The 19,144-nt window shown below is 53.8% G+C and carries 15 protein-coding genes; 9 read left to right on the plus strand and 6 right to left on the minus strand.

Features of this window, described 5'->3' with window-relative positions:
- Positions 1-40 precede the first annotated feature (40 nt).
- Complete coding sequence (locus Pla22_RS04320; RefSeq protein ID WP_390620255.1) at positions 41-1,243, plus strand: DUF1501 domain-containing protein; 1,203 nt, start codon at positions 41-43, stop codon at positions 1,241-1,243.
- A 483-nt stretch (positions 1,244-1,726) separates the two neighbouring features.
- Here Pla22_RS04320 and Pla22_RS04325 read toward each other — a convergent pair whose 3' ends face one another.
- The 4 genes from Pla22_RS04325 to Pla22_RS04345 all read right to left on the minus strand — a co-directional run bounded on the left by Pla22_RS04325 (position 1,727) and on the right by Pla22_RS04345 (position 6,765).
- Positions 1,727-2,563: a hypothetical protein gene (locus Pla22_RS04325; protein WP_146513520.1), complete on the minus strand. Its 837-nt coding sequence runs from the start codon at positions 2,561-2,563 to the stop codon at positions 1,727-1,729.
- Positions 2,564-2,962: 399 nt separating this feature from the next.
- Complete coding sequence (gene glnD, locus Pla22_RS04335; RefSeq protein WP_146513521.1) at positions 2,963-5,635, minus strand: [protein-PII] uridylyltransferase; 2,673 nt, start codon at positions 5,633-5,635, stop codon at positions 2,963-2,965.
- A 15-nt stretch (positions 5,636-5,650) separates the two neighbouring features.
- The gene (locus tag Pla22_RS04340; RefSeq protein ID WP_146513522.1) at positions 5,651-5,989 is read right to left on the minus strand and encodes a P-II family nitrogen regulator; all 339 of its coding nucleotides are present in this window, start codon (positions 5,987-5,989) and stop codon (positions 5,651-5,653) included.
- 209 nt (positions 5,990-6,198) lie between these two features.
- Entirely contained in the window at positions 6,199-6,765 is a 567-nt protein-coding gene (locus Pla22_RS04345; RefSeq protein WP_146513523.1) for a cob(I)yrinic acid a,c-diamide adenosyltransferase, read from the minus strand.
- Between the two features lie 237 nt (positions 6,766-7,002).
- Here Pla22_RS04345 and Pla22_RS04350 point away from each other — a divergent pair, with 237 nt between their 5' ends.
- Complete coding sequence (locus Pla22_RS04350) at positions 7,003-7,431, plus strand: bis(5'-nucleosyl)-tetraphosphatase (protein ID WP_146513524.1); 429 nt, start codon at positions 7,003-7,005, stop codon at positions 7,429-7,431.
- 25 nt (positions 7,432-7,456) lie between these two features.
- Here the strand turns inward: Pla22_RS04350 and Pla22_RS04355 are convergent, their stop codons facing one another.
- A complete protein-coding gene (locus Pla22_RS04355; protein WP_165440509.1) occupies positions 7,457-9,172 on the minus strand; it encodes a transglutaminase-like domain-containing protein in 1,716 nt (571 codons plus the stop codon).
- A gap of 439 nt (positions 9,173-9,611) precedes the next feature.
- On the opposite strand from Pla22_RS04355, the gene Pla22_RS04360 reads away from it, so the two are divergent.
- The 3 genes from Pla22_RS04360 (at position 9,612) to Pla22_RS04370 (ending at position 11,661) form a co-directional block, all read left to right on the plus strand.
- The gene (locus tag Pla22_RS04360; RefSeq protein WP_146513526.1) at positions 9,612-10,322 is read left to right on the plus strand and encodes a hypothetical protein; all 711 of its coding nucleotides are present in this window, start codon (positions 9,612-9,614) and stop codon (positions 10,320-10,322) included.
- A gap of 137 nt (positions 10,323-10,459) precedes the next feature.
- Entirely contained in the window at positions 10,460-10,981 is a 522-nt protein-coding gene (locus Pla22_RS04365; RefSeq protein WP_146513527.1) for an NADPH-dependent FMN reductase, read from the plus strand.
- Positions 10,978-11,661: an O-methyltransferase gene (locus tag Pla22_RS04370; protein WP_146513528.1), complete on the plus strand. Its 684-nt coding sequence runs from the start codon at positions 10,978-10,980 to the stop codon at positions 11,659-11,661. The genes Pla22_RS04365 and Pla22_RS04370 overlap by 4 nt, the downstream gene beginning before the upstream one ends.
- A 26-nt stretch (positions 11,662-11,687) precedes the next feature.
- On the opposite strand, the gene nadD is transcribed toward Pla22_RS04370, so the two are convergent.
- Positions 11,688-12,302: a nicotinate-nucleotide adenylyltransferase gene (gene nadD / locus Pla22_RS04375; protein ID WP_146513529.1), complete on the minus strand. Its 615-nt coding sequence runs from the start codon at positions 12,300-12,302 to the stop codon at positions 11,688-11,690.
- Positions 12,303-12,532: 230 nt separating this feature from the next.
- Here nadD and priA point away from each other — a divergent pair, with 230 nt between their 5' ends.
- The 4 genes from priA (at position 12,533) to Pla22_RS04395 (ending at position 19,143) form a co-directional block, all read left to right on the plus strand.
- The gene (priA, locus tag Pla22_RS04380; RefSeq protein WP_146513530.1) at positions 12,533-14,896 is read left to right on the plus strand and encodes a replication restart helicase PriA; all 2,364 of its coding nucleotides are present in this window, start codon (positions 12,533-12,535) and stop codon (positions 14,894-14,896) included.
- 85 nt (positions 14,897-14,981) lie between these two features.
- A complete protein-coding gene (locus tag Pla22_RS04385) occupies positions 14,982-16,979 on the plus strand; it encodes a peptide ABC transporter substrate-binding protein (RefSeq protein ID WP_242631788.1) in 1,998 nt (665 codons plus the stop codon).
- Complete coding sequence (locus Pla22_RS04390) at positions 16,976-17,905, plus strand: ABC transporter permease (protein ID WP_146513531.1); 930 nt, start codon at positions 16,976-16,978, stop codon at positions 17,903-17,905. The genes Pla22_RS04385 and Pla22_RS04390 overlap by 4 nt, the downstream gene beginning before the upstream one ends.
- Positions 17,902-19,143, plus strand: a complete 1,242-nt coding sequence (locus tag Pla22_RS04395) for an ABC transporter permease (protein ID WP_146513532.1) — start codon at positions 17,902-17,904, stop codon at positions 19,141-19,143. The genes Pla22_RS04390 and Pla22_RS04395 overlap by 4 nt, the downstream gene beginning before the upstream one ends.
- Position 19,144: the final 1 nt, after the last annotated feature.

The raw sequence follows: 19,144 nt of genomic DNA on the forward strand, positions 1-19,144 counted from the left end.
TCTGCCCTCGGGAAACCTGGGACTCGATGGATTTCTGCGGATGGCGGATGCGGGCGAGCTGAAATCGGCACGCGCCGACCGAGCGATCTTCATCGAACTTCCCGGCGGTCCATCGCACATGGATACGTTTGACTTAAAGCCCAACGCACCAGCCGAAGTGCGAGGCAAGTTCAATCCGATCAAGACCAATGTGCCAGGCATCGAGATTTGCGAACACTTACCCAAACTTGCCGCGGTGGCGGACAAGTTTGCGATCTTGCGGGGAGTTTCCCATACGTTGGCCGCTCACCAGCTGGGCCAGGAATACGTTAACACAGGTAGCCGCCCCGTTCCTTCGCTCGAGTACCCCAGCTTCGGGAGCGTGATGGGGAAGGAACGACCGACCGATCCGGACCTGCCGAATCAAGTTGCGATTCCGCGAGCCGCTCAGGGTGCTGGATTTCTTGGCATTGCCCATGCTCCCTTGGAAACGAACGCGACGCCCGTCGCGGGAAAACGCTTTGCCGTTCGAGGACTTTCGCTAGTGGGCGGCATCACGGTCGATGAGGTCCGACGTCGACAATCGTTGCTGAACAAACTTGACCGGCGATTTGCCAATGTGCAAAGCAACGATGCTTTGCTCGAAGGTCTCGACCAGTTTGGCATGCGAGCTTACGACATGATCACATCGGCGCGAGCACGTGAGGCGTTTGACATCAGCCGCGAACCAGAGAGCTTTGCCAAACCGTTTGGTGACTCAGCTTTCGGCCAAAGCTGCTTGCTGGCACTTCGACTTGTCGAATCCGGAGTCCGACTTGCGAGCGTGCAGTATGGCGGTTGGGACACTCACACGGATAACTTTACTCGGCTCCAAGAACGATTGCCTGCCTTTGACGAAGGTCTTAGTGCTTTATTCGCCGGACTTGAAATGCGAGGCCTACTGGAATCCACCGCTGTTTACGTCACCGGCGAGTTCGGTCGAACGCCTAAGATCAACGATCGATCTACCGAAGGCGGACGAGACCATTATCCTCGTTGCATGTTCATGTTGATGGCTGGCGGTGGTGTCCGCGGTGGCCAAGTGATTGGTGAGAGCGATGACACCGCGGCGGGACCTCGTCACGAGGCCATCAAACCTGATGACGTCGCAGCTAGCTTCTACGCCAATTTAGGTATCGATCCCAAGTCCGAGTACCAAACTAGCACCGGTCGCCCGATCACGTTGGTCCGCGACGGCGAAGTGATCCCTGAGTTATTCGCTTAGCCTCGCGATTGAATTTGCGACTAGGGAAATCAGATCGCTGACTTCACACAAAGTCAGCGAGGTCGCCGCCATGCTTTTCGAAATCGAAAAGGTCGTGCAACTTACAACGCACGGTCAGCATCGTTGCGAGGATATTGCGTTTTCAAGAACAAGTGTGTGCTTTAGCAAGTTATGACCGGCGCTACTAGCGAATAGAGTTTTTCGCGAAGGTGTTGAACCGTGCAGAGGAGCCCCAAACTCGCTAACTATGACAGGCGCAGAAATCATGCTTTGAAAGGACTCGCTCGACTGCACGCGCAAAAAAGAAGGGCCATGGTGAAGCCCTCCCTGCCTCACCATGGCCCGTCAATGCTGGAATGATGGCACCGATCATTCCACCCTCCCAATCCATGGGTACCACTGTTTTCGGCATGGACCCGCTTGGCGCTGAAACAGAATTGCTGGGAGGGTGTTTTTTTCGTGGAAAACTCGAGTTTGCCGGCCCTAACGACCGCATCCGCAGCCACAGTTTGCCTGATCGTCACATCCTGCCTGGCCGCAGGGCTGTGCAGGCAAGATCTCGCCGCACCCACCGCCGCCCAAACAGCTCTTACGGTCTTTCTTAATGTGGCAGTCACAGGTTCCGTGGATGTGTTTGTGGTGGCTACCACACTCTTGAGAGTAACCGTCCCACACGTTGGTGTAGCAGCGATTGCTGCGGAAGTACTCACGGAGCGAGGACTGAGGAAGATTCACTTCACGACGCGGCATGCAAACCTTCGGTTCTTCCTCATGATGCCGTTTGCTCAAACAGGACTGGTGTCCACCACATCCACAATCACAACCGTCGGGAGGCAGCACGACACAGGATTCGCAGGCCGGTTTGCGAAGGCGTTTTCGAACCGGTTCGTACGAATCGCATCCGCCATCACAGGCACCGTCGCATCCACTATTGCACGCGGCGTGGATCTTCATAAAGCCGACGGAATTCGCTGAAACGGAATCTGAGGCTTCGGCGAGTTCTTGTTGTGCCAAGTTTGCATCAAAGTGATTGGGAACTTGCAACGATTGATCCGAATGAGCAACCGGGGCCTTCAGCGTCACATACGACGGTGCTTGATCGTCGGGCAGGGTGAAGCCTTGTTGAGCTTGATGCAATGGTGCTGGCTTGAGTTGTTCGCCGACTCCCATGGTGGCAACGCCTAAGCGTGTGGCCTTAAGACCGTGGGCCGGTGGTTGGCTAAATGACAAGTCGCGAAGAAGTGTTTGCAGATCGTCGGCTGATGCTGTTGTGAAACTCAGCAGAAACGCAAAAGCAGTGAGCGTGATTGTTGAACGCATGATAGTGACATCCATGAAGGAGGGACGGGCAGTTTCATTCATCGTTCCCGATACTCGTCTCGCCAGTTCCATGCTGAGGAAAGAATCCCCTAGTAGCGCTAACTGAGAAATGAGTTGATCGCTGGCAAAACCCCGGATGATGAGGTGTTTGCGTTGTCAGTCGCGTTGAGTTTCCTCGTGCGTCTGGCAAGCCACACCGCCACAGGTGGTCGGGTTCGCCGTGCGATCACGGTCGATGAACCGTTGAAAGATTGCCGCGCCTGTCAATAGCTGCAACTGAATGTTGCTCAAAGAAGCCAAAACTCTAGCGCAGAAGCAAACACAATCGCAATGAACGGCAATCTACCACGCAAGCATTACAGTCGCCGCCAATCGTTAAGGTCACCCGCGCAGGCAACCTCAGCCGATCACATCGAGCAATGCCTGCCGGACTTCTGACTGCCGATCAGAATTCGTAATTCGTGAACCGTCGGATTCACTGACATAAAAAACGTCGGCGACCTGGTCGAGGTGAGTGTCAATCTTCGCAAACGATAAAACCAATCGCAGCTTGGTTAGCGTCGCGGCGATCCTCGATAACAATCCCACTTCGTCGTACGCAAAGATCGAGATGATGGTGTAGCGCTCGATCGTGTCGTTATCAAAAACAACCTTCTTGGGTAGCAGGTTGACACTTTCAGGCTCTGCTATGTCCGCGGCCTTCCACGTCTTACGGTGCGGTGGCAGCGGCAGATCCGGAGAATCAATAAGGCTACGGAGGCGTTCGCAAACTTGATCGGCGCGACGTTGGTCGAAGACCGGGGCCGTCGCGGGGTCGTTCGGGACGAGCGGTTTCATAGCATTAGGGTCGGTCGCCCAGAAGTGGTCCCAAGCGTAGTCGTCAACCGTTTCGATCTGAGCTCGCAGAATGCTCAAACCGCTGGTGGACAACGCGCCTGTCGCTCTCGAAAACGTTCCGATGGACAGGCTGTCTTCCTGGCGGATCACGGTGTAACGAGTGGCGTTGATCGCCGGATCGTACTTCGCGGTGCAAATGGTTCCGCTTTCGCCGCTGAGCTTTTGCTTGGCGACAAGGATGATCTCTTCGGCTAACGACTCAGGGTCGCCTCGCGTGATTAACGAGAATGGCAATCGACTAAGCAAGTTCTCGGCAGCTTCAGTTTCCTCACTCGAAGATGCATTCTTTTTGCCGAGTTCAAAGATTGATTCACGAATACGCGTCCGGTTTCGTTCGACCTCTGGATCGTCGGGGCTTCCCGGCAGGTCACCAGAGTCGAAATAGCGACGCGTGCGACGATACAAGTCCTCGATCAAATTCACTTTCCAATCCGTCGCCACTCCCGGACCAACCGCTTTTAGATCGGCGTAGGTGTGAACGACCAATAACTCAAGGCGTCTGATCGATCCGACTTCTGCGGCAAAAGACAACACGATTTGCGGATCACTTAAGTCGTGGCGAAACGCAACAACGTTCACGGCCAAGTGTTTAAGCACCAACCATTCGAGCGTTTCGGCGGTGGAACTATCGAGGTTCAATCGTTCGGCGGTTCGCCGAGCGATTTCGGCTCCGACGATGCAGTGATCTTCTTCGTATCCTTTGCCGATGTCATGAATCAACAGCGCCAAGTGCAGCAAGCGTTTGTCTTCAATTCGGCGGTAGCGTCGCCCCATGCCACCTTCGCTGTTTTCCAAGTCCGTGGCCGCTTCCACGGCTAAGAAACTGTGGGCATCAACGGTGTACTTGTGATAGGCATTGAACTGCAACAGCCCTCGCATCCGAGCAAACTCGGGAATGATTTGCTCGATCAAGCGCAGCTCATGCAATCGCCGAAGCAAACTGGCCAATCGGCCGGGACGACTTAGCAATGACAAAAACGCTTCGATGGATTCCGAATCCGGTTGACTCGGTTCCCGATCTCGCATGGCTAGTCGAATTGCCAACCACGTCTTGTGTTGAATTCGTCGGCGGTGTTGGTTAGCAAAACTCATCAAACGAAGCACGTCAGGCAAATTAGACGCAAACGACTCGAGCGAATCATTGCGAACCCAAATACTGGTGGGTCCCATCAAGATCTTGTCGTCAATCTTGCGAGAGAAAACTCGCTCGACGATTCGCGAGAGCAACGGTTGGCTTCGCGCGTCTTCAACAAAGTAGGCTGCCGAGTAACGGACTTCACGAGTCTTTTCAAAGTAGTCCTGCATGAACTGCTCTACCGGCAGCACGCCTTCGGTTCCCTCGTATCCCCATTCGGCAGCAATTTCCATTTGCGTTGCACGGTCGAGAACATCCTGACTTTTCCCCGATCGAAAATGCAACTCATGACGCAACCGCAACATGAACCCATAGGCGTTTCGCAATAACCGAAAGTCATCTTCGGGCAGGGCGCCAAGTTTCAAAAGTCGATCAAGGTCCGTTTCACCAAACCTGGCAAACCCAATCCAACGAATCAATTGAATGTCACGCAGGGCACCACGCGAGCGTTTGACGTTGGGTCGAAGCAAGTAGTTGGTTTCACCCCATTTCTCGCGTTCTTCCTGTCGCGCGGCGACGATGTTCTTTACCAAGCGGCGGCTGCGACGAATCGAACCATGCCGATAATGGTCGAAGAACTTTTTGTAGAGCTGCAGACTACCGGCCAAGAACCTAGACTCGGCCAGCGACGAAAAAACAACCGCGTCGCTCCAGGACAACGAACACGCTTCGCTTGGTGTTCGGATAGAAAGGCCGGGATCGATACCGATGTCCGACAAGTCACGAGTCAAATTCCCCGCAAGCTTAGTGGCCAAGCCTTCGCTGTCTCGCATGCTCAGCAGCATCAGGTCGGCATCGGAATAAGGCGCGAGGTCTCGCCGCCCGAATCCACCGTGGGCAATCAGCGAAACTCCGCTGAGCCGGTCATCGTCGCCGTGTTCGGCGACGGCTTCATTCCAGACTTCCAAAACGACCTCATCGTAGAGGTCGGCCAGTTGCGTGGACACCTGCATGCCAAGGGTGCCCTGGCGATGCAACGCATATGCTTTCTCACGCCCTTCTTCGAGAAGATGACGACATCGTAGAACGAAGGGACGCATTCCTGAGCGCTGGCGTTACAGCGCGTCCTCGCCACGTTCGCCGGTGCGAATGCGGATCGAATCTTCGAGATTGGTCACGAAAATCTTTCCGTCACCAATTTGGCCGGTCTGTGCCGTTTGCAAAATGGTGTCGATCACCGTCTGCAAATTGTCATTGGTGCAGATCACTTCGATTTTCACCTTAGGCACAAAATCAATCGCGTATTCAGTCCCTCGGTAGATTTCGGTGTGTCCTTTTTGACGCCCGAAACCCCGGACCTCGCTCACCGTCATCCCGTGGATTCCCTGATCGGTCAGGGCATTCTTGACGTCCTCCAGTTTGAAGTGGCGGACAATGGCTTCGACTTTTTTCACAGCTCCGAACCTCATGCAGCTTTGGCTCAATGACACGCGAACATTTTCGCTTCATCACGCAAGCATTGTACATCCGCAGAGACTGATAACCAGCGGGCTTTCTTGCTCGGCAACAGCTTTCTGTTTTTCCGGCCCTTGTCGGACAACTGACACTACCGCTCGTTTTCGAGGCAAAGAGGGTCCCATCCGACGACTGAGGATCGGTTTCGCTACTTTTCCTTCGTAGTTTCGGGTCGAATCCATGGAACGTCCGCAATTCCAGCCTGGTGGTTCACCACCCGAGTCAGGACGAACAGAAAATCGCTGAGCCGATTCAAATAGATGATCAATTCTTCCGAAATATTTGTTTCGTGATGGCGAACCAGCGTCACCACACGACGTTCGGCTCTTCGGCAGATTCCACGGGCTAGGTGCAAAGTCGCCGATGCCGGGTGCCCCATTGGTAAAATGAAATTCTTCAACGGTGCAATGGATTGCTCGTGTTGGTCAATCCATGATTCCAATACTGCGATGTGCGATTCGTCGATGATCCGCATCTGATGTGCGTCGGGGTCAGGTGTAGCAAGTTCAGCTCCGATTGAAAACAATTCGTGCTGAATCGTGTCCAGTTGCTTATCGATCTCTTCGGCGACGCCCATCGCCCGAGCCATACCAATAGCCGCATTGAGTTCATCGACCGTTCCGTAGGATTCGATTCGATCATCGTCCTTGGAAACTCGAGGGCCACCGAATAGTCCGGTACTGCCAGTATCACCGGTGCGTGTATAAATTTTCATCGTCAGGTTTGATGCCTTGTGATCATGCTTTGAAAAATTGACCTCCACCGCAACGACAATGACGCGGCATGACAGTTTCGGCGGTGGGCAAGAGAATCATGCCGGGCAACGCTGCCAAAACGAGGCGGTACTACCCGAACCAAGCGACATTTTCAGAAATCGCGAAGACGACCCTTCGGCGGGCATTCCGCAAACGATCCATCACGGACGTCTCTTACCTACAAATCGAATTTAACCATGAATGATCATCAGGTGCGAGCGGCGGGCTTCATTGTGATGTGCAAGATTGATGGCAATCCCCACGTCTTGCTGATGCGACACGCCAAACGCTGGGACTTCCCCAAAGGGCACTGCGATGGCGACGAGTCGTTCGAAGAAGCGGCCTTTCGAGAACTCGAGGAAGAAACGGGAATCTCTCGAGAGATCATCGAGATGGACCCGGACTTCCATTTTGATCTTCAGTACGAAGTCACGTACAAGCGGCACGGCAAACAGCGTTTCCAAAAGCTCGTTCGGTACTACCTAGGCTACCTGGATCATGAACCCGAGATCGAAGTCACCGAGCACGAAGGGTTTCAGTGGCTGCCATGGGCGCCGCCTCACCAAATTCAAACGCAAACGATCGACGCAGCGCTAGCCGCCGTCGCAATGCATTTGTCGCAGTGAAACCCAGGTCGGATCTTCGAAGCGTTTAGTAGGCCGCATTGACCACTCTTACTCGGATACGCGAGACCGCATCCATGAATGGCACAAACACCTTGTTTTGACTCGATTCGTCCAGCGCGGAAGTGGTCAAGATAATGCGGTCGCATGCTCCCATGTCGCCGTCATCGACGTCCAGGTGAATCCACTGGTCATCGACAAATGCTAGAACCCAAGAGTGATACACCATTCGAGACGGCGAGCCTTGTTGGTAGCGCAATCCGATCGCCAACCTAGCGGGAATATCCTTCGCACGCAGCATCGCCATTAACAAAATGGCGCGTCCGGTCTGGCTCGCCTTTCCTTCTTGCGCCACGACGCTCGCTCGCATCAAACCAATCTTGTCCGGCTCGACTTCAATCAAGCTGTTGGCCGTGCGAGTCAATTCCAAGGCGACCTCACGACGCGAAAGTTCCGATCGTGAAGCGACCGCCGCGCTGGCAAAACGCCGAACGAGCCCATTGCGAAAATCCACATACGAGTTGACCGACAAATCAGCATCGGACGGTTTCAGATCGGATCCTTCGAAACTTTTCAGATTGGTTTCTTGCTTGCGACTAACGAGTAGTTGAAATTGATTCGACTTCGTTTTTCGCACCCACTGACCGGGTTCGGGAACCATTTTGATCAGTTCTTCGCTTTCCTCACCCTCAGCGGTCTTTTTAACTTGTTGAACGGGTGTGACTTCAAAGGCAATGCGTTTGGCTTCAAGAGGTCGGTCGATTTCCCCTTCGATCGGCAATAGGACGGAAATGTTGCTTGGCTCGACAAAATCGGTCGCCGATTGCTTGTTCGTTCGATACGCCACTAGCTTGATGCCCGGGGAGTATGTCCGACGAATCGCGCCTTCATCGTCGATCCAGATGGTGGAGTAAGTGTTGCTCCCGTCATCAAGTTGGATTTCACAACTAATTTCGGTCATCGGAAGCATCGTTCCATCCTGCATGGGTACGGATGCTGGGCCGCTACACTTCAACTTGGCGGTACCGATCTTGTAATTTCCTGGCACCAACATCTTCAAAAAGCGGATATCACCTTTTTTGGTCAGCGGTTTTTGCCGCAGGGATTGCTCGATCGCCACCAGACCTCGGTAGGTCGAATCCCAGGCCAAGAAGGCAGAAGTCTCATTCCTACCCTTTCGTGTTTTCACTCGCACACGCATCTCTTTGCCACTATCGCCGGCGTCTTCAACGACTTCACCTGAATAGTTCGTTACCACGGGCCCGACTTGCAACGAGCTCTCGAAGTCAATCAAGCGGCCGTTCTTATCTTCGGTGCTAGTTTGCTGCAGGCGTTGAACGGTTCGGGCTTGCCCCTGGTTCACCAAAAGCAAGTTGTCCATCAGATAGCTCATCTTGCCGCTGGAGTCGTTCTCTACGGGCTTTGCGACGACGTGGTTGTATCCAACGTGTTGGTCACCCACGTAATAGGCATCCCACGTTTCCCATGCCTGGTTGGCGATGATGCTAGGCGGTTCGAGGTAGTTCGCTGAATCGGCGAAACTGGGCTCCGCGACCGATGCCCCGTCACCTTCGACGGCATTGCCCCCTGATCGAGCCTGCAACTCGTCGAGGGACTCAGGACGCAGCGGAGGCCGTTCGGGAATGTCACATCCGACTAAGACGAGAATCGTCAAAGCAGTAGCCAATGTTCCGACCGATCGCCTTCGCCAAAACGAGAGAGAGCGATTTTCAGATCGCGACATACCAGAACTCGATAAAAACGGGGCCGATTGCATGATGTAGCAAGTGCAGAGAAAACGAACGTGAAGTCCCGATGGATGAACCACAGGATACACCGTTTGCATTTTAACGACTTGGACTTCTTGCCAAGACCTTTCGCGACTCGAATTGGTGTCCGGCTAATCCCTCCAAGTCGACGATTCGGATCCGACCCGCACGACACTCCGCCGATGACCTCGCTCTTCGCTATAGCCGCCAAGAATCGGACGCATTAGTAGGGCTGTAGGGATTATCCGGAATGTTCTTCCCCCATTCCCCTTGGAATCGGCAAGGTTTTGCTGAACAGGAGTCCCCAGTCGCGAAGCTAACCTAGCGTTGGTTATGAAGGGATGACCGCTAGGTCATACGGTTTCGCGAACCGACATTCGCACCAACCAACGCTGATCAATCAAGCGGATAAAAATGGGTTTCCTTAAACGTATTCTTCGAGGCGGGTCTAGTGACGAAACACTTCGCAGTGTTTCCGACGGAAGTTTCGAGACTTTGACAGAAGAAGAACTGCAAGCCCACATGGGCATTCGCACGTACGGCGTCTTCGAACTAACCGACGCGATTCGCCCCTCGTACGATCTGCAGATCATTCCCAAGCAAGGCTTTCGTCATGATGAATACATCGACGAAACCAACGGGACCAAGACACCGGTCATCATGGCGTCGGCGACTCGCGAATCGCTCATTGACCTTTTCCTGGAAATGATCGAACCTCTGGGTGACGTCGTCGATGTCGTCTTGGAAACAAGTCACAAGTCCGGCGAAGGCCACGAGGACCTGTACCGCGAACACATTGACATGCCCGTCTTGAAGAGCATCTTGCTCGAATTCGAAGACGTGTTGCTCAATGATGGTTGTGCCGGCATCGCCGTGATCAACCCAGCGAAACGGCAAGAGGTTCAACTTGATGAACACAAGCTTCTGATCGCTTACGGCGAGCCACTCGACCAGTTCAAGCAAATCCTGATCGACACCGACGTCTATCCCGATGAAGACATCAAGTTCATCACCGAAGCCGAGCACGTTCACAGTAGCTGCGAACGTCTTTACGACCAATTTAACGTGCTAAAAACTCGCTTAGGAATGGACAGCGAAAGCTGCAGCGACGATTGGTGCAGGTAGCCACCCGATTCGACGATTTCATACGCGTCGAAGTCGGCCAATAGCAAAACGATTACTGGGCGAGCTAGCGAGAGGAAACCATCAAGGTTATTCTCTGTTAGGTCGCCTTTTTCGTTTATCGCTACAAGCTTGCATTCATGATTCTTGTCATCAGTTCATCGCTGCACCCGGATTCTCGCAGCCGAATCCTTGCAAGCGCGTGTATCTCGCGACTTGAATCTCTTGGCGAAACGGTTGAAAGCTTTGACCTTTCCCAAACGGCGTTGCCTCAATGCGATGGCATGGCCGCCTATGGCGACGCAAATGTTCAAACGCTCACCAGCCTGATCAAGAAAGCTGACGGCATTCTGTTGGCCTCGCCCGTCTATAACTATGACGTTAACTCAGCCGCCAAGAACGCGATCGAGTTGACCGGGAAAGCATGGACGGGAAAAGTGGTGGGGATGATGTTGGCCGCGGGCGGCCAAGGCAGCTACATGTCGGCCATGGGCTTGGCCAATAGCTTGATGCTCGATTTTCGATGCGTGATCGTGCCACGCTTCATCTACGCCACCGGCGAATCATTTGAAGGCAACTCGTTAGCGGATGAAATGATCCAAGAGCGCGTCGATACACTGGTTGCCGAAACCTTGCGACTAGCCAAAGCACTTGCATCATGACAGACTCGCCATCGCATCATTCCGAGATCGACAGCGTTCTAAGCAAACTCCTGCTAGCGACGTCAAACTCAGCAATCGACTTTGATTCCATCATTGACGCCAATCACAAAGCCGGCTTGCCAGCGATCGACGTTTCTCCGTTGCAGGGAAAGCTACTGCAACTGCTCGTTCAAATCTCTGCCGCTAAGCGGGTCCTAGAAATTGGAACTCTTGGTGGCTACAGCACCGCGTGGATGGCGACTGGCCTTCCCGAAGGTGGCAGGGTGACCACGGTCGAAGTCAACGCCACGCACGCGGGGGTTGCCGCGTCAAACTTAAAAGAAGCCGGGTTAGCTGACCGAGTCACGCTTCGCTTGGGACAGGCAGCGAAGATTCTCGACGAAATGATCAACGACGATGTCGATCCGTTTGACTTCGTTTTCATCGATGCCGATAAGCCTTCTGGGGTCACCTACTTTGAAGCTGCGATGAAACTTACACGTCCGGGCAGCGTCGTCGTTTGCGACAACGTGGTGCGATCGGGCCAGATCCTTGACCTGGAAACCGACGATCCCGACGTGATCGGGACACAACAATTGTTGCGTCGGATTGCCGACGAGCCTCGTGTTTGTGCAACCGCGATCCAGACCGTCGGCCAGAAAGGTCATGACGGGTTTGCGATCGTGCGCGTTAACAGCTAACAACAATCCAAGTAGCGGACGACTCGCTAACGTTGATAGATCTTGTTTGCGTGAAGGTACGCCTCGACCGCAGCGGGGACTTGGTAGCGGATGCTCTTTCCATTCGCCAAGCGATTGCGAACGTCCGTACTGCTCGCTTGGATCAATGGCATGGGCACCACCGAAACAGCGTTTTGATTCGGTTCGTTGGCATCGACGTACTGATCGACCACACTCACATCGACCACTGGATCGCCCCCTCGCTGAATCACCGCCAGTGTCACCAGTTCCAGCAATCGCTTCGGCTCACGCCAGCGATCAAATGTTTCGAGCGAATCGCTTCCTATGATGAGAAAGAAGTTATCACCGGGATGCTCTGCGACGAGTTCCGTCATCGTGTCGACCGTATAGCTCATTTCGCCTCGACGTAGCTCACGCTCGTCTAAGACAAAATGGGAATTTCCCGAGATTGCTAGTCTCACCATCTGCAAACGATCTTCGTCCGAGGCAATCGGTCCGTTAGTTTTCAGCGGCGACGTGGCAGCAGGTATCCAACGAACTTCGTCAAGCGACAGATGCTCGCGAGCGGCTTCTGCGATCCAGAGGTGCCCGATATGAACGGGGTCAAACGATCCTCCAAAAACGCCAATTCGTTTGCTCATCGAAATCTCAAATATCGGACGGAATACCGCCATTGCCTAGCGGGACGGGTCATTCACTCTATGTCGGACAACCTGATTGACCAGCCTTGTCCTGCCAAGAGCGACAATAGGTTTGGTGGCATTTTTATAGGAATGGTTCCGAACTAACCATGGTATTCATTATGTTGACAGACGCTTCATCCTCTACTGCCCTGCCCTCCCCCGTTTCACCATCGACACTGCCTACTTCAATGTCCAACCCGTTTGACGACATTCCGACCGGCGAAACGAAGGGCAAAACAAAGCAGTCCGAACAAAAAGAAGCCGCACAAGGTGAGCTTTTTGAAACCGCGCCGCCGCCTTGGGAACTTGCTGTTGCAGACGATGTGGCGATCGCGACCATCGTCTTCAGTGAAGCTCCACACGGCCCCTACGATTATCGCATTCCGGATGACTTGCGAGAAGATTTGAAGCCGGGAATGCGAGTCAAGGTCCCGTTGGGACATCGCCGCAAAGCGATGATCGGTTGGTGCATTGAAACCAAGATGGGGTCCTCTGCTTCACGCTCATTGCGTGACGTCGCCGAAGTCCTTGATGATGAACCGCTTTGCGATCCCCCTTTGGTTCGGCTCGTGATGTGGATGAGCCATTATTATCAAGCCCCTGCGGGTCAGGTTTTTGACACGCTGATTCCCTCGAGTGTCCGTGCCAACGCTGGAACTCGCGAACGAACCTACTACGAATTGACCAACAAGAAGCTTGACGACGCAACGATCGAATCATTGCCAGCTAAGCAACAGCAAATTATCCGCACCCTGATTGCCGTCGCTCGGCCAATGACCTCGGCGCAAATCATGGTGGAAGCCGACTGCACGAGCAGTCCCATCAAGACCCTCGAAAAGAAAGGATTGATTTCGTCCGAGAGTCGTCGCGAGATGGCAACCAGCAGTCCGATGCGATGGCAGCTCGATGACGGCGAAAAGGAAACCAAGCATGACCTAACCGACGATCAAACCCATGCCTTGGAAAAGATAACGGCGGCAGTTGATTCCGAGGAAGGAAAGACACTGCTTTTGCATGGTGTTACGGGAAGCGGAAAAACTGAGGTTTACATCCGAGCGATTGAACATGTCGTCAAGTTCGGCCGCAGCGCCATAGTGCTGGTTCCTGAAATCTCGCTTACTCCGCAAACTCGTGGTCGATTCGAACGTCGTTTTCCTGGTGTCGCTGTGTTGCATTCACAAATGACGCCAGCCGAACGCCATTTCCAATGGCAACGGATCCGCCGAGGCGAAGTTCAAGTCGTGATCGGCCCACGCAGCGCTGTGTTCGCGCCGCTGCCGCGATTGGGTTTGATCATCCTTGACGAGGAACACGATGGATCCTTCAAACAAGACACCGCGCCTCGCTACCACGCTCGCAAGGTTGCCTTTGCGCGAGCGATGTCTTTAAAGGTTCCGCTGGTACTGGGCACGGCGACTCCCTCGCTTGAATCATGGCATGCTTGCAACACTGGTCATGCCGAGTTGATTTCGATGCCTTCGCGCGTTGGCAACCGACCGATGCCCGATGTGCAACTGGTCGACCTACGTGTACGTGACGACCGAACCAGCGGCGCGATTAGCCGACCGCTTCACAAGGCCGTTCAGGAAACACTCGATGACAAAGGCCAAGTCATCTTACTTCTTAATCGACGTGGATTTGCGACAACCATTCAGTGCCCCTCGTGCGGCCATGTGGTTGCTTGCCCTGACTGCGACATGCCACTGACGCATCACCGCGATGGTGGCAAAGCCGTCTGCCATTACTGCGACTACACGATTGGTACACCGCCATGGTGCCCCGCGTGTCGCTTTGATGGGATACGCTACGGTGGGCTCGGTACACAACGACTTGAAGTAGAAGTCAAAAGTCGTTTCCCCAACGCTCGGGTCGCGAGAATGGACGGAGACACGATGCGTCGCCCCGGTAGTCACCAAAAAGTGCTCTCGGCATTTCGCAGTGGCGAGATTGACATCTTGCTCGGTACGCAAATGATCGCCAAAGGGCTCGATTTCCCCAACGTGCTCTTGGTGGGAGTGATCAACGCGGACTCCGCCCTTCACTTCCCTGATTTCCGGGCTGCCGAGCGAACCTTTGGGTTAGTCACCCAGGTTTCCGGCCGGACCGGTCGTGGCAATCGTGGCGGACGCGTGATTGTGCAAACGTTTTCGCCAGAGCACCCTGCGATCCAAGCCGCGTCCAGACACGATTACGAACAATTCGCTCATGACGAAATGAACGCGCGCCGCAAGTTCAATTATCCGCCGCTTGGCAGTGTCGCTCGCATCATTATCCGAGGGACTGTCGAGGATGTAACCGAGTCAACCGCCGAGTCGCTGGTGCAACGGTTGGAGCAAGCTCGAGAAAAACTCGGCCATGAAGTTCGCATTCTTGGTCCCGCGCCACCGCCGATGAGCAAACTGCGAGGTAAGTATCGCTTCCATATCCTGCTGCAAGCCACGGAACCCGGCCCCCTGGGCGACACGATCCGCACCGCCACGGAGAAGTTCGTGATCCCCGAGAAAGATGATGTGCAGTACGTGGTGGACATCGATCCAATTGACATGTTGTAAACGCACTTTTTCTATCCGAAAAACTCGGGACGACGCGATTTGGCAAAGTCAGTACACTGCGGCGAGTTCAGCTTGAATCCGCAACGTGTCATTGACCTTTACCATGGCTCCTGAAATTCGTCGTGCCTTCTTTGTCCTTGCTGGTGTGATCGCAATGGTCATGCTGGTTTGGGCCGCTCGATTTGACCCCATGCCACCGGCCGAGTTCAGCTTTCAAAACGGCACGGACCCTAAAACGCTGGACCCCCATCGTGCCACCGGGCAACCCGAGAGTCGCATTATCTTTAATGTTTTCGCGGGGTTGCTTCAGGCGTTACCGATGGGCGAGCCCGACCCCGACACTGGCGTCCAACCCATGGGGGCGCAGCCAGCGATCGCCAAAAGCTACCAGGTGTCTCCCGACGGCAAAACGTACACCTTCCAGCTCCGTGAAGACGCCGTGTGGTCTGACGGTGTGCCAATCACGTCTGCGGATTTCGTGTGGTCATGGACGCGAATGTTGCATCCCGAGACGTTGTGTCAGTACGGTTTTCAGCTTTACAGCCTTCCCCATGCCGAAGCCTACAACACCGGCGAAGTGACGATTGGCGACCGAGTTGAAGTGGAGCTATGGGATCGCCCCGGTGACGTTCCCGGTGGCGACAGCGACATCAACAACTTCCCTCGTGGAACCATGCGATACGGCACGTTGAAGGACATCATCAAACCGGATGAGCCAGAGCTTCCTGAAACGATGGCGGCCGATGATCGTGATCGCAAATTGGCACGATGGAAAGAGGATTGGGTTTTCCGAATCGAACTAGCCAGCGAGTCTGAAGACGGCGAAGTGAATTGGGATGATGTCGTTGGCACGCAAGACTATTGCCGACATCCACTTACTTCCCAAGCCGCTACCGAAGATACGCAGGCCACCCATGGTGTGCTTATCGCGTTTAATAAACTCGGTGCCGTCAGGGCTCCAAACGATCATACGTTCATCGTTCAACTCAATGCTCCGGTGCCCTACTTCCCCGATCTATTGGCCTACTATCCAACATTCGCATTACCAAAGCACTGCATTGAAGAACACGGTGTTCCGATGTGGACCAAAGCTGAAAACATCGTTTGCAACGGACCGTACAAGGTGGGCGCTAGGCTGCTTCGCGATCGCGTTCGGCTGGTGAAGAACGAGAAGTACTTTGATGCTGATGAGGTCGCAATCGAAACGATTGATGCCATGTCGACCGAAAGCGGGAATACGGCATTGAACATGTACGAAACCGGCCAGATCGATTGGGTCTACGATCCACCTTCGTTGTTACTTGATGAACTTCGAGATCGAGACGACTTCATTCCCGCGCCGATGTTGTCGGTCTACTTCTATCGGATCAATACCACTCGCCCACCGATGAACGATGTGCGAGTGCGTCGGGCATTAGCGATGGCAATCAATCGCGATCAAATCGTTTCGCAAATTACTAAGGCAGGCCAGATCCCCGCCTACACGCTCGTCCCACCCGGAATCGCAGGTTACGAAAGTCCTCCCGGCTTCAAACCCGACATCAACGAAGCGAAGCGTCTGCTTTCTGAAGCGGGTTTTCCCGGCGGTCGCGGATTTCCCAAGGTTACGATTCTCTACAACACTCAAAGCATGCACCGCGCGATCGCGGAAGTGATCCAGCAACAATTACTCAATACACTGAACATCAAAGTCGAACTGCAAAACATGGAATGGGGCAGTTATCTCGACAAGGTGGATCAACTCAACTACGACATCGCCCGAGCAGGCTGGGTGGGTGACTTTGCGGATCCCACCACCTTCCTTGACCTGTGGGTTACTGACGGTGCTCAAAACAGCACAGGCTGGGGAAATGAGAATTTCGATCAACTACTCAAAGACGCTGCCGAAGCCGGTGGCGAGCCTGACAAGCGAATGAAGTTGCTCAGCCAAGCTGAAGCCATTTGGATTGAAGAGATGCCCGTGATCCCTATGTACTTTTATGTGTCCAAGAACCTTGTCAAACCTTACGTCGAAGGCTTCTCTCCCACGCCCCAGGACCGGCATCCGTTTCACTTATTGCGATTGCGAAAGGATGCAAAATGAGTGACGTCTTTTCGTACATCGGCAAACGTTTTCTTTGGATGATCGCCACGGTGTGGTTGGTTTATACCGTTTCGTTTGCATTGATGCGTTTGGCTCCTGGCGGTCCCTTTAGCGCCGAGCGAAAAGTGCCACCGGCAATCGAACGACAAATGGAAGCTAGGTTCAATCTCGACGGCACATACGTTGAACAATACTTCGACTACCTCAAAGGAATCTTGACCAAGGGTGACTTAGGTTGGTCGTTGAAGCTGGAAGACTACAGCGTCAACGAGGTCATCGCACAAGGCTTTCCCATTTCAGTTTCGTTAGCCGTTTTCGCATTGATTTTTGCGGTCGTGTTGGGCGTAACCGCTGGTGTGATCTCCGCCGTGTATCGCGGTACGTTCGCCGACACATCCATGATGATTGCAGCCGTGATCGGGATTGCGGTGCCGAACTTCGTGCTGGCCAGCGTCGCTATTTTGTTATTCGTTTTTGGTATTTCTATCTTTCCAGCCGCAGGCTGGGGAACACTTCAACAGGTCCTCTTACCCGCACTCTGCTTGGGAGCACCTATCGCGGCATACATCGCTCGGCTATCCCGAACCGGCATGTTGGAATCGCTCTCGCGGGAACACGTGCGAACAGCCTTTGCAAAAGGTTTGCCAAAGTCAACGGTGATCTTCAAACACGTTTTGCCTGGGGCGATGCTTCCCGTGGTTTCTTACCTCGGCCCTGCGACCGCGCGAGTCTTGACCGGATCACTGGTGCTTGAACAGATCTTTGCTTTACCCGGTATGGGCAGCCACTTCATCAACGCCGCGTTGCAACGGGACTATCCGCTCGCGATGGGAATGGTGTTAACGTACACGGTGATCTTGTTCGTTATGAACAGCCTTGTTGACTTGTCCTACGCCATCATCGACCCCAGGGTGAAACTGCAATGACGCAAACACCCAATTCAACAACAGCGCCACCCAAGCTAGAAGCGTTGCTCGATCCGTCGCAGCAAGTTCAAGGCGTATCGCTTTGGCAAGATGCTTGGCGACGACTCAAACGCAATCGCATTGCCTACCGTTCGCTCTATCTGCTGATTGGATTAGCAATCGCAACGCTGCTGACGCCCTTGTTGCCTCTTCAATCGCCCATTGATAAGGATCTCAACAACGGTCAGTTTTTGCCGCCGACTTTAGCTTCGTCGGTAATGGGCAGCCGTGAAGGATTGAAGTTCGAGAACAATCGGCTGACATCGGAACTCGCCCAGGTCGAATCAGAGATCAAGAATCTCAAACAACAACTCTCGCAGGCTCAAACGGAGTCCGAGCGGACTGAACTTGAGCAATCCATTACGCAAAAGCAGGTCGTTGAACATCCCTTTAGCCAGCTTTGGAATAACCTCGGTCCGCTGTCGTGGATGATGTGTCGCGCTCGCGTGGCAATTTTTGGTGACTTTGCAATTCCGTCGATCTTCGGCACCGATCAACTCGGTCGCGACGTTCTATCTCGGATCATGTGGGGCGCACGAATCTCATTAACCGTTGGCATTGTCGCAACGCTGGTGAGCCTCGTTATCGGGGTTAGCTATGGTGCAATCGCCGGTTACTTTGGCGGCTGGATTGACGCGATCATGATGCGGATCGTGGATACTTTGTACTCAGTCCCGTTCATCTTTGTCGTAATTTTCATCATGACTTTTCTAGGTGAAGACTCCGTCAAAAAGAAACTCGAGTCCTACGGCGTCAGCCAACTGACCGTTTTCTACTTAATCATCGGCGCCATCTATTGGCTGACGATGTCCCGTGTCGTTCGGGGTCAGGTGCTTTCACTCAAACACGAACAATTCGTTGAAGCCGCTCGCACGATCGGTGCTTCACCCGCACGAATCGTGTTCCGACATTTGGTTCCCAACGTCTTGGGAATCGTAATCGTCTACCTGACATTGACGATTCCAGCCGTGATGCTATTCGAGGCTTTTTTATCGTTCCTAGGACTGGGCGTTTCGCCGCCGGATGTTTCGTGGGGTTTGATGTTGAAGGATGGCGTGGATGCGTTATCAAGCGTAAAGCTTTTTTGGTGGATGGTTGTGTTTCCTGGCGCGGCACTCGCGTTGACGCTATTCGCACTTAATTTTCTTGGTGACGGTCTGCGTGATGCGTTGGACCCGAAGATGAAGAACAAGGATTGAC

This window comes from Rubripirellula amarantea (assembly GCF_007859865.1).
Lineage (GTDB): Bacteria > Planctomycetota > Planctomycetia > Pirellulales > Pirellulaceae > Rubripirellula > Rubripirellula amarantea.